The following is a 13,130-nucleotide window of genomic DNA, read 5'->3' on the forward strand; positions in this document are numbered from 1 at the left end:
AGCGGACGGGCCCTCAGGCCTGGCGGCGGACCTCCACCACGCGGAAGCGGTTCGAGACGAACGCGCCGTCGCACAGGGCCGCGTTCGCCGCCGGGTTGCCGCCCGAACCGTGGAAGTCGGAGAAGGCCGCGGTCTGGTTGACGTACACCCCTCCGGTCAGGTTCAGGGAGAGCTGCGCGGACTCCTCCAGGCAGACCTCCTCGATCGCCCGCTCGGTGTCCGCGGAGGTCGTGTACGCGCCGACCGTCATGGCGCCCTTCTCCCGCACCGTGCGGCGCAGCAGGTCGAGGGCGTCCGCCGTCGAGTCCACCGCCACCGCGAAGGAGACCGGGCCGAAGCACTCCGAGAGGTACGCCGCCTCCGGGTCGGGCTTGGCGGCGTCCAGCTTCACCATCACGGGGGTACGGACCACCGCGTCGGGGAAGTCCGGGTTGACGACCTCGCGGGAGGGCAGCGCGACCTCACCCAGGGCGGCCGCCGCCTCCAGCCGGGACTTGACGTCGGGGTTGACCAGCGCACCCAGCAGGGCATTGGCCCGGGCGTCGTCGCCGAGCAGGCCGCCGACCGAGGCCGCGAGGTCGGCGACGACCTCGTCGTACGTCTTGCGGCCGGCGTCCGTGTCGATGCCGTCGCGCGGGATCAGCAGGTTCTGCGGGGTGGTGCACATCTGACCGCTGTAGAGCGAAAGGGAGAAGGCCAGGTTGGACAGCATCCCCTTGTAGTCGGAGGTCGAGTCGATGACGACGGTGTTGACGCCCGCCTTCTCCGTGTAGACCTGCGCCTGGCGGGCGTTGGCCTCGAGCCAGTCGCCGAACTCCGTGGACCCGGTGTAGTCGATCAGCTTGATCTCGGGCCGGACGGCCAGGGCCTTGGCGATGCCCTCGCCCGGGCGCTCGACCGCGAGTGCGACCAGGTTCGGGTCGAAGCCGGCCTCGGCGAGGACCTCCCGGGCCACCTGCACGGTCAGTGCGAGCGGGAGCACGGCCCGCGGGTGCGGCTTGACCAGCACCGCGTTGCCGGTGGCGAGGGAGGCGAACAGGCCCGGGTAGCCGTTCCAGGTGGGGAAGGTGTTGCAGCCGATCATGAGCGCGATGCCGCGCGGGACCGCCGTGAAGGTCTTGCCGAGCTCCAGCGGGTCCCTCTTGCCCTGCGGCTTCGACCAGTCGGCCCGGCCGGGGACCCGGGTCTGCTCCTCGTACGCGTAGGCCACCGCCTCCAGGCCGCGGTCCTGGGCGTGCGGGCCGCCCGCCTGGAACGCCATCATGAAGGCCTGGCCGCTGGTGTGCATGACCGCGTGCGCGAACTCGTGGGTGCGGGCGGAGATGCGGGACAGGATCTCGATGGAGACCAGCGCCCGGGTCTCGGGACCCGCGTCGCGCCAGGCGGCGATGCCGGCCTTCATGGCGGGCAGCAGCACCTCCGGATCGGCGTGCGGGTACTCCACGCCCAGCTCCGGGCCGTACGGGGACACCTCGCCGCCGGTCCAGCCGTCCGTGCCCGGCTGCCCCAGGTCCAGCCGGGTGCCGCGGAGGGCCTCGAAGGCTGCGAGCCCGTCGGCCGGGGCGGTCTCGCCGTACGCCTTCGGGTGCTCGGGGTGCGGGGACCAGTAGGCGCGGCTGCGGATCGCCGACAGCGCCTGGTCCAGGGTGGGCCGGTGCTTGGCGGACAGCTGGGGGACGGTGAGCTCGGCGGGCATCAGGGACCAACTCCTCGTTGAGCCGGGCGGGATCGCGCGGGATCGGCAGGCGGTTCAGGCAAGGCAGGGCGCGAAAGAGCAGACTGGAGTTAGAGTAACCGAACGATCGGTCGGGACAAGTGGGCCCGGCAGACCTGTGGACAAGTCGGTGCGGGAGGATCGGGTCATGACAGCAATCGAGCGGTCCCGCACTGTGGCGGTCGTCGGAGCGGGCACCATGGGACAGGGCATCGCCCAGGTCGCCCTCCTCGCAGGTCACCAGGTGCTGATCTACGACATCGACGCCGCCCTCGCCGTGGACGGCGTCGGCTTCGTCCAGGACCGCGTCGAGCGGATGGCCGCGAAGGGCCGTCTGGACCGGACCGAGGCCGAGGACGCCATCGACCGGATCCGGGCGGCGGGCACCCTCGCGGACCTCGCCGGGGCCGCCCTCGTCATCGAGGCGGTCGTCGAGAACGCCGACGTCAAGCAGGCGCTCTTCGCCGCACTGGAAGAGGTGGTCGCGCCGGACGCGCTGCTGGCCACCAACACCTCCTCCCTCTCCGTCACCGAGCTCGCCGCCGGCCTCGCGCACCCCGGCCGCTTCCTGGGCCTGCACTTCTTCAACCCGGCCCCCCTGCTCCCCCTCGTCGAGGTGGTCAGCGGTTTCGCGACCGACCCGGCCGCCGCCGAGCGCGCGTACCGCACCGTCCTGGGCTGGGGGAAGACGCCGGTCCGCTGCGCCGACACCCCGGGCTTCATCGTCAACCGGATCGCCCGCCCCTTCTACGCGGAAGCCTTCGCGGTCTACGAGGAGCAGGGCGCCGACCCGGCCACCATCGACGCCGTGCTCCGCGAGTGCGGCGGCTTCAAGATGGGCCCCTTCGCGCTGACCGACCTGATCGGGCAGGACGTCAACGAAGCGGTCACCCGCTCCGTGTGGGAGTCCTTCCACCGCAGCCCCAAGTTCACTCCCTCCCTCGCGCAGCGGCGGCTGGTGCAGTCGGGCCGGCTGGGCCGCAAGTCGGGGCACGGCTGGTTCCCGTACGGACCGGGCGCCGTCCTGCCGGAACCGCACACCGCCGGCCCGCAGGAGGCCCCGGCCGAGGTCACCGTCGTGGGCGACCTCGGCCCGGCGGCCGTCCTCGCCGACCTGCTGGAGGAGGCAGGGATCGCGGTCACGGCCACCGAGCACGGTGGCCCGTACATCCAGCTGCCCGGCGAGGGCCAGCTGGTCCTGGCCGACGGCAAGACCTCCGTCGAGTTCGCTGACGTCGTCTACTTCGACCTCGCGCTCGACTACCGCGGAGCCACCCGGATCGCCCTGTCCGCCAGTGAGGACACGAGCGAGCGCACCCTCGCCGAGGCCGTCGGCCTCTTCCAGAAGCTCGGCAAGAAGGTCTCCGTCATCGGCGACGTCCCCGGCATGATCGTCGCCCGGACGGTCGCGATGCTGATCGACCTCACCGCCGACGCCGTCGCCCGCGGAGCGGCCGGCGCCGAGGACATCGACACGGCGATGCGGCTCGGCGTCAACTACCCGCTCGGACCGTCCGAATGGCACGAACGCCTCGGCCGGGACTGGGCGTACGACCTGCTGCACCACCTCGACGAGCGCTGTCCCGGCGGCCGGTACGCGCCCTCGCTGGCGCTGTTCCGGCTCGGCTACGCGGGCGGCGACGAGGACGGGTCGGAGGAGACGGGATGACCACGGTCAAGCGGGACACCTACACCCCGGAGACGCTGCTGACCGTGGCGGTCCAGGTCTTCAACGAGCGCGGCTACGACGGCACCTCCATGGAGCACCTCTCCAAGGCCGCGGGCATCTCCAAGTCCTCGATCTACCACCACGTCACCGGCAAGGAGGAGCTGCTGCGCCGGGCGGTCAGCCGCGCCCTCGACGGTCTCTTCGCGGTCCTGGAGGAGCCCGGAGCGGTACGGGGCCGGGCGGTCGAGCGCGTCGAGTACGTCACCCGGCGGACCGTCGAGGTGCTGGTCGCCGAGCTGCCGTACGTCACCCTGCTGCTGCGCGTACGGGGCAACACCCGGACCGAGCGCTGGGCGCTGGAACGCCGCCGCGAGTTCGACCACCAGGTCGCCGACCTGCTCAAGGCCGCCGCGGCCGACGGGGACCTCCGGGCCGACGTGGACATCCGGCTCGCCACCCGCCTGCTCTTCGGCATGGTGAACTCGCTGGTCGAGTGGTACCGCCCGCACCCGGGGACCACCCCCGGCCAGCTGGCCGACGCGGTCGTCCACATGGCCTTCGACGGGCTGCGCACGACCCCGTAGGCCGACGGCCCCCCGGTCACCCGTTCGGCCCAGTCACGGCGGACTCTCTCGGGCCTACTCCTCCGTGAGCGCCGGCCCGCCGGCCGGGCCGGGGTCCAGGAGGTCCGTCTCCTCGAAGACCAGCAGGGTGCGCGTGGAGAGGACCTCCGGGATGGACTGGAGGCGGGTCAGGACCAGTTCCCGCAGGGTGCGGTTGTCCGGGGTGTGGACGAGCAGCAGGACGTCGAAGTCCCCGCTGACCAGCGCGATGTGCGCCGCGCCCGGCAGCTCGCGGAGCTGTTCGCGCACCGTCCGCCATGAGTTCTGGACGATCTTCAAGGTGATGTAGGCGGAGGCGCCCTGACCTGCGCGTTCGTGGTTGACGCGGGCCGTGAACCCGCGGATCACCCCGTCGTCGATCAGCCGGTTGATGCGGGCGTAGGCGTTCGCCCGCGACACGTGCACCTGCTCGGCCACCGAGCGTATCGACGCGCGGCCGTCCGCCTGCAGCAGCCGCACGATGGACCGGTCGATCGGGTCCAGGGCACGCGGCGGGACCGGAGGGACGGGCGGGGCCTGCGGAGTCTGGGGCGCCGGCGGGACCGGTGCGCCCGGCGCGACCGGTGTGCCCGGCGGGAACCCGGGGCCGCTCCCCGGCGGTACGGGGACGGAACCTGCCGCGGCCATTTGTTCATCCGGCATTGCCCGATGCCTCCCTCTCCTGGACGTCCTGCATCCATCCCATGGCCCCGGCGCCACTTTGTCCACAGCCTGGAGTCGCCTGTAGCCAAATTGCGCAGACAACCGAACAATCGGTTGGTGAGGCGCCTCACACCCGGGGCGCTCCTGCCCGCTTCCCAAAAGGAGGTGTACGCCGCCATGACGGTCCAAGAGCTGCCCGGTGCCGGTGCGTCCCACCGTCCGACCCCGCCGCCCGCCTGGAGGCCCCGTACGGACGCCGCCCCGCTGCTCCCGGACCCCGAGCCCTACCGGGTACTGGGCACCGAGGCGGCCGGCCGGCTCGACCCCGCGCTGATGCGCCGCTGCTACGCCGAGCTGGTGCGCGGCCGCCGCTACAACGCGCAGGCCACCGCGCTGACCCGGCAGGGGCGGCTCGCCGTCTACCCGTCGACCGTGGGCCAGGAGGCCTGCGAGATCGCCGCCGCGCTGGTGCTGGAGGAGCAGGACTGGCTCTTCCCGAGCTACCGCGACACCCTGGCGGCCGTGGCGCGCGGACTGGACCCCGTACAGGCGCTGACCCTGCTGCGCGGCGACTGGCACACCGGCTACGACCCGCGCGAGCACCGGATCGCCCCCCTGTGCACCCCGCTCGCCACCCAGCTGCCGCACGCGGTGGGCCTGGCGCACGCGGCCCGGCTGCGCGGCGACGAGGTCGTCGCCCTCGCCATGGTCGGCGACGGCGGCACCAGCGAGGGCGACTTCCACGAGGCGCTCAACTTCGCCGCCGTCTGGCAGGCCCCGGTGGTCTTCCTGGTGCAGAACAACGGCTTCGCGATATCCGTCCCGCTCGCCAAGCAGACCGCTGCCCCGACGCTCGCCCACAAGGCCGTCGGCTACGGGATGCCCGGCCGGCTGGTCGACGGCAACGACATCGCCGCCGTCCACGAAGTGCTGTCCGAGGCGGTCCGGCGCGCCCGGGCGGGCGGTGGCCCGACCCTGATCGAGGCCGTCACCTACCGGATGGAGGCCCACACGAACGCCGACGACGCGACCCGCTACCGCGGCGACGCCGAAGTCGAGGCATGGAAGGCGCACGACCCGGTGGAACTGCTGGAGCGCGAACTGACCGCGCGCGGGATCCTCGACGAGGCGGGCATCCAGGAGGCGCGCGACGCCGCCGAGACGATGGCCGCATCGCTGCGCGAGGCGATGAACGCGGAGCCGGTGCTGGACCCGATGGACCTCTTCGCCCACGTCTACGCGGAGCAGACGGAACAGCTGCGCGAGCAGGCGGCACAGCTGCGCGCCGAGCTGGACGCGGAGGAGCAGGCATGACCACGGTGGCGGCGAAGACCGCGAAGCCGGGCGTCAAGCCCGCGACGATGGCGCAGGCCCTGACCCGGGCGATGCGCGACGCGATGGCCGAGGACCCGACCGTCCACGTGATGGGCGAGGACGTCGGCACGCTGGGCGGAGTCTTCCGGATCACGGACGGCCTCGCCAAGGAATTCGGCGAGGAGCGCTGTACGGACACGCCGCTCGCGGAGGCCGGGATCCTGGGCGCCGCGGTGGGCATGGCCATGTACGGGCTGCGCCCGGTGGTCGAGATGCAGTTCGACGCCTTCGCCTACCCGGCCTTCGAGCAGCTGATCTCGCACGTGGCGAAGATGCGCAACCGGACGCGCGGCGCGATGCCGCTGCCGATCACGATCCGCGTGCCGTACGGCGGCGGGATCGGCGGCGTGGAGCACCACTGCGACTCGTCCGAGGCGTACTACGTGGCGACTCCCGGCCTGACCGTGGTCACTCCGGCGACGGTCGAGGACGCGTACGGTCTGCTGCGCGCCTCGATCGCCAGCGACGACCCGGTGGTCTTCCTGGAGCCCAAGCGGCTGTACTGGTCGAAGGCCGACTGGTCGCCCGAGGCGCCCGCGGCGGTCCCGGGCATCGGCAAGGCACTGGTGCGGCGCGCGGGCACGAGCGCGACGCTGATCACCTACGGTCCTTCGCTGCCGGTGTGCCTGGAGGCGGCCGAAGCGGCGCGCGACGAGGGCTGGGACCTCGAGGTCGTGGATCTGCGCTCGCTGGTCCCCTTCGACGAGGAGACGGTCGTCGCCTCCGTACGCCGCACCGGGCGCGCGGTGGTGGTCCACGAGGCCGGCGGCTTCGGCGGGCCGGGCGCGGAGATCGCCGCCCGCGTCACGGAGCGGTGCTTCCACCATCTGGAGGCGCCGGTGCTGCGGGTGACGGGCTTCGACATCCCGTACCCGCCGCCGATGCTGGAGAAGCACCACCTGCCGGGCGTGGACCGGATCCTGGACGCCGTCGCCCGCCTGCAGTGGGAGAACTGATGCCGCAGGTCATGGAGTTCAAGCTGCCGGATCTCGGCGAGGGCCTGACGGAGGCCGAGATCGTGCGCTGGCTGGTGGCGGTCGGCGATGTCGTCGCCGTCGACCAGCCGGTCGTCGAGGTCGAGACGGCCAAGGCGATGGTGGAGGTGCCGTGCCCCTACGGCGGTGTCGTCACCGCCCGGTTCGGGGAGGAGGGCACGGAACTGCCCGTCGGAGCACCGCTGATCACCGTGGCGGTGGGGGCGTCGTCGCTTCCCGCCGGGGCTCCGGCCGCGCAGGCGGCGGAGGCCGAGGGCGCCGGCAACCGGCCCCGGCCCCTGATCGGTTACGGCGAGGACCACTCGCGCCCGGCGCGTCGGCGACGGGTGCGACCCGTCACCGCCGCGGTGTCGGCGCCCGTCGTCGCCGCTCCGGCGGCTCCGGCGGCCCCCGCAGCTGCGGCGGTCCCCGTGGCTGCGGCGGCCCCCGCCGGGCCGGTGCCGGTGATCTCGCCGCTGGTGCGCAAGCTGGCCAGGGACGGCGGGGTCGACCTGCGCGCGCTCACCGGCTCCGGCCCCGACGGGCTGATCCTGCGGGCGGACGTCGAGGCGGCGCTGGCCGCGCTGCACGCGCCCGAGGCCGCCCCTGCCGCCGCGGTGGCCCTGCCGGCGAAGGGGGCGGCGCAGGGCGAGCGGATCCCGCTCAAGGGCCTGCGCGGGGCGGTCGCCGACAAGCTGTCGCGCAGCCGCCGGGAGATCCCGGACGCCACCTGCTGGGTCGACGCGGACGCCACCGAGCTGATGGCTGCCCGGGCCGCGATGAACGCCGTGGGCGGGCCCAAGATCTCGGTGCTCGCCCTGCTGGCCCGGATCTGCACGGCCGCGCTCGCCCGGTACCCGGAGCTCAACTCCACGGTCGACCTGGCGGCGAACGAGATCGTCCGGCTCCCGGCCGTCCACCTGGGCTTCGCCGCGCAGACCGAGCGGGGCCTGATGGTCCCGGTGGTCCGGGACGCGCAGGACCGCAACCCCGAGTCCCTGTCGGCGGAGTTCGCCCGGCTGACCGAGCTGGCGCGGGCGGGGAAGCTGGCCCCGGCCGATCTGACGGGCGGCACCTTCACGCTGAACAACTACGGGGTGTTCGGGGTCGACGGCTCCACCCCGATCATCAACCACCCGGAGGCGGCCATGCTCGGGGTGGGGCGGATCGTGCCCAAGCCGTGGGTGCACGACGGCGAGCTGGCGGTCCGGAAGGTCGTCCAGCTGTCGCTGACCTTCGACCACCGGGTGTGCGACGGGGGCACGGCGGGCGGCTTCCTGCGCTACGTGGCCGACTGCGTCGAATCCCCGGCGGTGCTGCTGCGCAGCCTGTAGCCGCGCGGCGGGGCGTGGCGAGGGGTTCCGCGCAGCGGAACCGGCCACGTCCCGCCCCCCGGCGCGGTGCCCCCGGGCTGCTCCGGCCGGGGCGCTGTCCGACTGCCGGAGGGGCGCTCAGGTGGTGAGGAGCAGCTTGCCCACGTGGCTGCTGGACTCCAGGACCCGGTGGGCCTCGGCCGCCTCCGCCATCGGGAAGGCGGCGTGCACCACCGGGCGCACCCGGCCCGCCTCCACCAGGGGCCACACGTGCTCCCGTACGGCCGCGATGATGGCCGCCTTCTCCTCCAGCGGCCGCGCCCGCAGCGAGGTCGCGGTGATCGCGGCCCGCTTGGCCAGGAGCGCGCCGAGGTTCAGTTCGGCCTTGACCCCGCCCTGCAGTCCGATCACCGCGAGGCGGCCGTTCACGGCCAGGGCGTCCAGGTTCCGCGCGAGGTACTTGGCGCCCATGATGTCCAGGATCACGTCCGCGCCGGCCCCGCCCGTGGCGGCCTTCAGCTCCGCGACGAAGTCCTGCTCGCGGTAGTCGATCAGGAGGTCGGCGCCCAGCTCCTTGCAGCGGGCCAGCTTCTCCGGGCCGCCCGCCGTTACGGCGACCCGCGCGCCGACGGCCTTCGCCAGCTGGATCGCCATCGTGCCGATGCCGCTGGACCCGCCGTGGACCAGCAGGGTCTCGCCGGGCCGCAGCCCGGCCACCATGAACACGTTCGACCACACCGTCGCGACGACCTCCGGCAGCGCGGCCGCCGTCACCAGGTCCAGGCCCGCCGGGACCGGCAGCAGCTGGCCCGAGGGGACCGCCACCTTCTGCGCGTACCCGCCTCCGGCCAGCAGCGCGCACACCTCGTCCCCCACCGACCAGCCCGCGACCCCCGGGCCGATCGCGGAGATCCGGCCGGAACACTCCAGGCCGGGGTGGCGCGAGGCGCCGGGAGGCGGATCGTAGAACCCCTGCCGCTGCAGGAGGTCGGCGCGGTTCACGGCACTCGCCGCGACCTCGACGAGGACCTCGCCCTCGCCCGCGACCGGGTCGGGGACGTCGGTCCAGACGAGGGCCTCGGGGCCGCCGGGCTGCTCGATGGTGATCGCATGCATGGCCCGGAGGCTACGCGAAGCAGCCCCGCGGGAGACAGCAACCGGCACGCCTCCCGCGGCGTGCGCCCTACTCGGAGGGGCCGAGGGTGACCGGCGGCGAATGCGGCGGAGCCGCCCGCACGATGCTGATGACCCGGTCCGTCAGCTGCAACGGGCTCGCGTGCGGATCGTCGTACGGCAGCAGCCGGTGTCCGCGCAGCACGCTGACCACCAGGTCGCCGGTCTCCCGCACGGATTTGCCGACCTCGGCCCTGGTGACGGGCCGCTCGATGAGGTCGAGGCCGCTGCCCTGCTGGATCAGGTCCTCCATCACGGTGCCCGCGCTCGGGCTGAGGACCGAGAGGCCCAGCAGCCGTCCCGCGGCGCTCGCGCTCGTGATGACCGCGTCCGCGCCCGACTGGCGCAGCAGCGGGGCGTTCTCCTCCTCGCGGACCGCGGCGACGATCTTCGCCCCGCGGTTGAGCTGGCGCGCCGTCAGGGCGACCAGGACCGCGGTGTCGTCCCGCTGGGTGGCGATGACGATCTGACGGGCCTTCTGCAGCTCGGCGCGGAGCAGGACGTCGGAGCGGGTGGCGTCGCCCACGACTCCGGTGAAGCCCTCCGAGTTGGCGATGTCGATCACCTTGGAACTCGGGTCGACGATCACCACCTGGTCCCGGGAGAGCCCGGTGGCCAGCAGCGTCTGCAGGGCCGAGCGGCCCTTGGTGCCGAAGCCGACGACGACGGTGTGCTCACGCAAGTTCTTCCTCCAGCGGCTCAGCCGCCATTCTTCCCTCGTCCGCTCCGTGAGGACTTCCAGGGTGGTGCCGACCAGGATGATCAGGAACAGCACGCGCAGCGGGGTGATCAGCAGGACGTTGACCAGCCGCGCGGTGTCGCTGTACGGGACGATGTCGCCGTAGCCCGTCGTCGACAGCGTCACGGTCGCGTAGTAGACGCAGTCGAGGAAGTCGACCTTGTTGTTGGCGTTGTCGTGGTAGCCGCTGCGGTCCAGCCAGACGATCATGACCGTCAGCCACAGGACGAACAGGGCCATCAGCAGTCGCTTGCTGACCTGCCGCAGCGGCTTCTCGATGACGCGTTTGGGCAGTTTGATGCGCCGGGAGACGAGCTTCTCGTCGGCGGCGCGCGCCATGGCGTCCTGGCCGTGAAGTTTCACGTGAAACATCCCCCCGAAGCCCAGGGCAGGTCGAGGATCTCCAGCTCCTGCCCGGACCGTGCGCCGTGCGGCGGTACGACGGCCAGCGCGTCGGCGGCCGCCACGCCGCGGAGCATCGCGGGACCGTTGTAGCGCAACGGCACCGCGTGCTCGTCGGTCAGCAGCACCGGCACCAGCCGGGTGTCGTGCGGATGGCCGGGTACGTCACCTTGGACCGCCACCGTGTACCGGGGCCGCCGGCGGCGTCCGGCGAGGGCGCGCAGCAGCGGATCGGCGAGCGTCAGCAGCCCGGAGACGGCGGCGAGGGGGTTCCCCGGCAGGCCCACGACGAGCCGGCCGTCCGGGCGGTCGCCGACGCGGGCCAGCAGCATCGGGTGGCCCGGGCGCACCGCCACCCCGTCGACCAGCAGCTCGGCGCCCGCCCGGCCCAGTACGGGATGGACGTGGTCGACGGGGCCGGAGGCGGTGCCGCCGGTGGTGATGACGACATCGGCGGCGGAGGTGGTGACGGCCTCCAGCAGGGCGTCGGCTCCGGCCTGGTCGTCGCCGAGCCGGCGCGTGCCGATGACCTCGGCACCGAGGCGGGTGAGCCAGGGGCCGAGCATGGGACCCAGGGCGTCCCGGATCAGCCCGTCGTGCGGGCGGCCTTCGGTGAGCAGTTCGTCCCCGAGCACCACGATCTCCACGCGGGGCCGGGGCCGGGTGCTCAGCTCGTCGTACCCGGCGGCCGCGGCGAGGCCGAGCACGGCCGGGGTGACCAGGGAGCCGGCGGGCAGCATCAGGTCGCCGGAGCGGCATTCCTGGCCGCGCGGGCGGATGTCCTGGCCGGTGAGGACGGGCCGGTCCGCGAAGAGCTGGGTGCCCGACACGTGGCAGTGCTCGCTGCGGATCACGGCGGTGGTGTCGGCGGGGATCCGGGCGCCGGTGGCGATCCGTACCGCCTCGCCGTCGGCGAGGGGGTCGGGCAGGGCGGATCCGGCGAGGGCTTCGCGGCCGCCGCGCACGCTCCAGGGGCCCGGGCCGGCGACCGCCCAGCCGTCCATGGCGGAGGTGTCGAAGGACGGCAGGTCGGTCAGGGCCTCCAGGGGGGCCGCCAGGACCTCTCCGAGGGCGTCGGCCAGGGGTACCCGGTGGGTACGTGCCCGGACCCCCGTCCCGGCCCGGGCGGCCGTCTCACGGGCCTGTGGCCAAGGGGAGGGCGGGCGGGGGCCGCCGCCCGCGCCGCCGCCGTCCGGCGTGCGGCTGACCAGGGCCAGGGCCTGGTCCAGGGCGTGCTCGGCGTCGGTGGGGGTCATCCGGAGCCGTTCTGTCGGGCGTCGGCCTCCGCCTCGGCCGCCCAGCGCAGCGCCAGGTCGGCCGCCTTGCGGGAGGCTTCGGCGACGGCTTCGGCGGGGTCAGCGCCGGTGGCCGCGGCGTGGGCGGCCGCGTAGCCGACCAGGAAGGTGGTCAGGGGGGCGGCGGGCCGGGCGACGCCGTGGGCGGCGTCACGGGCCAGGTCGAGCAGGGTCTTGGTGTCGACGGCGAGGTCGATGTCGAGCTCGGCCTTGACTGCGGTGATCCATTGGTCCAACACGGTTCCATGCTCCCTGATCCTGGCGCGGGCGGTGGCCACGTCGTCCCAGGTGTCGCAGTCGAACGAGGCGAGTGGCGCAGTGCCCGTCACCCTGGCCAGGCCCAGTTCCGCGGTGAGGGCCCGCAGGGGGAGCCCGCCGAGGCTGCCGTGCTCGGTGGCCAGCAGGGCGATCTCCCTGCGCAGGGGCTCGGCCCGGTAGGCGGCGACCAGGGGCTGGTCGCGGCCGTCGGCGTCCCGCAGCACGGCGCCGTCCGCCGGGCCGTCGGCCGGCCCGGCGGGGGTGCCGGTGGGGGTGCCGGTGGCGTCCAGGAGGGTCCGTACGGTCGCCCGGTCCAGGAACGGCAGGTCCGCGGAGAGTACGAGGACCAGCTCGGACGTCGTATGGCGCAGCCCGGCGTCCAGGGCGGCGAGGGGGCCGCCGCCGGGCGGGTCCTCGCGGGTCCAGTGCACCGGGCGCACGGTGGGGCGCCGGCCGCCGACGACGACCGTGGTGCGGGCGTCCGCGCAGGCGTCGAGGACGCGGTCGAGCAGGGGGCGGCCGCCGACCAGCAGGCCGGGCTTGTCCGCACCGCCGAGTCGCTGCGCGGCTCCTCCGGCCAGCACGATGGCGTCGTAGGTCATGCCCCTGAGTATGCGGGGCCATGTCCCCTGCGGGGAGCCCCACTTGCCTGCGGCTTGGGCCGCGGTGGGCGGGCGGTGCCGCCCGGGGGCGCCCCCCGGGCTCCGCCGGGGCTTTCGGGGCTCCGCCCCGGACCCCGCGCCTCAATCGCCGGCGGGGCTGGGTCGGGCTTCGGCGGGGCCGGGTCGGGCTTCGGCGGGGCGGGCGTTGGGTCGGGCTTCGCGGGGCTGGACCGGGCTCCGCCGGGGCTTTCGGGGCTCCGCCCCGGACCCCGCGCCTCAATCGCCGGCGGGGCTGGGTCGGGCTTCGGCGGGGCCGTGGCTGTCTGTGTTTCACATCTCCGAGCCCACGGGA

Annotated in this window: 11 protein-coding genes; 5 read left to right on the forward strand and 6 right to left on the reverse strand. The window is 74.0% G+C overall.

Annotated elements, in window-relative coordinates; all coding sequences use genetic code 11:
* Positions 1-13: 13 nt before the first annotated feature.
* Positions 14-1,696 carry a phenylacetic acid degradation protein PaaN gene (paaN, locus tag ACFWUZ_RS11705; protein ID WP_384370818.1) on the reverse strand — a complete coding sequence of 561 codons (1,683 nt, stop codon included), beginning with the start codon at positions 1,694-1,696 and terminating at the stop codon, positions 14-16.
* Between the two features lie 166 nt (positions 1,697-1,862).
* On the opposite strand from paaN, the gene ACFWUZ_RS11710 reads away from it, so the two are divergent.
* Together ACFWUZ_RS11710 and ACFWUZ_RS11715 are read left to right on the forward strand one after the other, a co-directional pair.
* A complete protein-coding gene (locus tag ACFWUZ_RS11710; RefSeq protein ID WP_384370820.1) occupies positions 1,863-3,383 on the forward strand; it encodes a 3-hydroxyacyl-CoA dehydrogenase in 1,521 nt (506 codons plus the stop codon).
* Positions 3,380-3,967, forward strand: a complete 588-nt coding sequence (locus ACFWUZ_RS11715) for a TetR/AcrR family transcriptional regulator (RefSeq protein WP_384370822.1) — start codon at positions 3,380-3,382, stop codon at positions 3,965-3,967. Before ACFWUZ_RS11710 ends, ACFWUZ_RS11715 begins: the two co-directional genes overlap by 4 nt.
* 54 nt (positions 3,968-4,021) lie before the next feature.
* Here the strand turns inward: ACFWUZ_RS11715 and ACFWUZ_RS11720 are convergent, their stop codons facing one another.
* A complete protein-coding gene (locus ACFWUZ_RS11720; protein WP_384370824.1) occupies positions 4,022-4,648 on the reverse strand; it encodes an Lrp/AsnC family transcriptional regulator in 627 nt (208 codons plus the stop codon).
* A 177-nt stretch (positions 4,649-4,825) separates the two neighbouring features.
* Here ACFWUZ_RS11720 and pdhA point away from each other — a divergent pair, with 177 nt between their 5' ends.
* Genes pdhA through ACFWUZ_RS11735 form a run of 3 tightly spaced genes read left to right on the forward strand, consistent with a single transcriptional unit; the run spans position 4,826 to position 8,330 of the window.
* Positions 4,826-5,962, forward strand: coding sequence for a pyruvate dehydrogenase (acetyl-transferring) E1 component subunit alpha (gene pdhA, locus ACFWUZ_RS11725; protein ID WP_384370826.1), 1,137 nt, complete (start codon positions 4,826-4,828; stop codon positions 5,960-5,962).
* On the forward strand, positions 5,959-6,978 hold the full coding sequence (locus ACFWUZ_RS11730; protein WP_384370828.1) for an alpha-ketoacid dehydrogenase subunit beta: 1,020 nt from the start codon (positions 5,959-5,961) through the stop codon (positions 6,976-6,978). Before pdhA ends, ACFWUZ_RS11730 begins: the two co-directional genes overlap by 4 nt.
* Entirely contained in the window at positions 6,978-8,330 is a 1,353-nt protein-coding gene (locus ACFWUZ_RS11735) for a dihydrolipoamide acetyltransferase family protein (protein ID WP_384370830.1), read from the forward strand. Before ACFWUZ_RS11730 ends, ACFWUZ_RS11735 begins: the two co-directional genes overlap by 1 nt.
* 117 nt (positions 8,331-8,447) lie before the next feature.
* Here ACFWUZ_RS11735 and ACFWUZ_RS11740 read toward each other — a convergent pair whose 3' ends face one another.
* From ACFWUZ_RS11740 to ACFWUZ_RS11755, 4 genes are all read right to left on the reverse strand, one after another.
* Positions 8,448-9,425: an NAD(P)H-quinone oxidoreductase gene (locus tag ACFWUZ_RS11740; protein WP_384370832.1), complete on the reverse strand. Its 978-nt coding sequence runs from the start codon at positions 9,423-9,425 to the stop codon at positions 8,448-8,450.
* A gap of 67 nt (positions 9,426-9,492) precedes the next feature.
* Positions 9,493-10,593: a potassium channel family protein gene (locus ACFWUZ_RS11745; protein ID WP_384370834.1), complete on the reverse strand. Its 1,101-nt coding sequence runs from the start codon at positions 10,591-10,593 to the stop codon at positions 9,493-9,495.
* Positions 10,581-11,879 carry a molybdopterin molybdotransferase MoeA gene (locus ACFWUZ_RS11750; RefSeq protein WP_384370836.1) on the reverse strand — a complete coding sequence of 433 codons (1,299 nt, stop codon included), beginning with the start codon at positions 11,877-11,879 and terminating at the stop codon, positions 10,581-10,583. Before ACFWUZ_RS11750 ends, ACFWUZ_RS11745 begins: the two co-directional genes overlap by 13 nt.
* Entirely contained in the window at positions 11,876-12,778 is a 903-nt protein-coding gene (locus ACFWUZ_RS11755; protein WP_384370838.1) for an NTP transferase domain-containing protein, read from the reverse strand. The genes ACFWUZ_RS11750 and ACFWUZ_RS11755 overlap by 4 nt, the downstream gene beginning before the upstream one ends.
* Between the last annotated feature and the right edge of the window lie 352 nt (positions 12,779-13,130).

Origin of the sequence: Streptomyces sp. NPDC058646 (assembly GCF_042716875.1) — a bacterium.
GTDB lineage: Bacteria > Actinomycetota > Actinomycetes > Streptomycetales > Streptomycetaceae > Streptomyces.

Excerpts from the sequence above, each read along its gene's own strand:
- paaN (WP_384370818.1), bottom strand. The coding sequence starts at position 1,696 with ATGCCCGCCGAGCTCACCGTCCCCCAGCTGTCCGCCAAGCACCGGCCC.
- ACFWUZ_RS11710 (WP_384370820.1), top strand. The coding sequence starts at position 1,863 with ATGACAGCAATCGAGCGGTCCCGCACTGTGGCGGTCGTCGGAGCGGGC.
- ACFWUZ_RS11715 (WP_384370822.1), top strand. The coding sequence starts at position 3,380 with ATGACCACGGTCAAGCGGGACACCTACACCCCGGAGACGCTGCTGACC.
- ACFWUZ_RS11720 (WP_384370824.1), bottom strand. The coding sequence starts at position 4,648 with ATGCCGGATGAACAAATGGCCGCGGCAGGTTCCGTCCCCGTACCGCCG.
- pdhA (WP_384370826.1), top strand. The coding sequence starts at position 4,826 with ATGACGGTCCAAGAGCTGCCCGGTGCCGGTGCGTCCCACCGTCCGACC.
- ACFWUZ_RS11730 (WP_384370828.1), top strand. The coding sequence starts at position 5,959 with ATGACCACGGTGGCGGCGAAGACCGCGAAGCCGGGCGTCAAGCCCGCG.
- ACFWUZ_RS11735 (WP_384370830.1), top strand. The coding sequence starts at position 6,978 with ATGCCGCAGGTCATGGAGTTCAAGCTGCCGGATCTCGGCGAGGGCCTG.
- ACFWUZ_RS11740 (WP_384370832.1), bottom strand. The coding sequence starts at position 9,425 with ATGCATGCGATCACCATCGAGCAGCCCGGCGGCCCCGAGGCCCTCGTC.
- ACFWUZ_RS11745 (WP_384370834.1), bottom strand. The coding sequence starts at position 10,593 with ATGTTTCACGTGAAACTTCACGGCCAGGACGCCATGGCGCGCGCCGCC.
- ACFWUZ_RS11750 (WP_384370836.1), bottom strand. The coding sequence starts at position 11,879 with ATGACCCCCACCGACGCCGAGCACGCCCTGGACCAGGCCCTGGCCCTG.
- ACFWUZ_RS11755 (WP_384370838.1), bottom strand. The coding sequence starts at position 12,778 with ATGACCTACGACGCCATCGTGCTGGCCGGAGGAGCCGCGCAGCGACTC.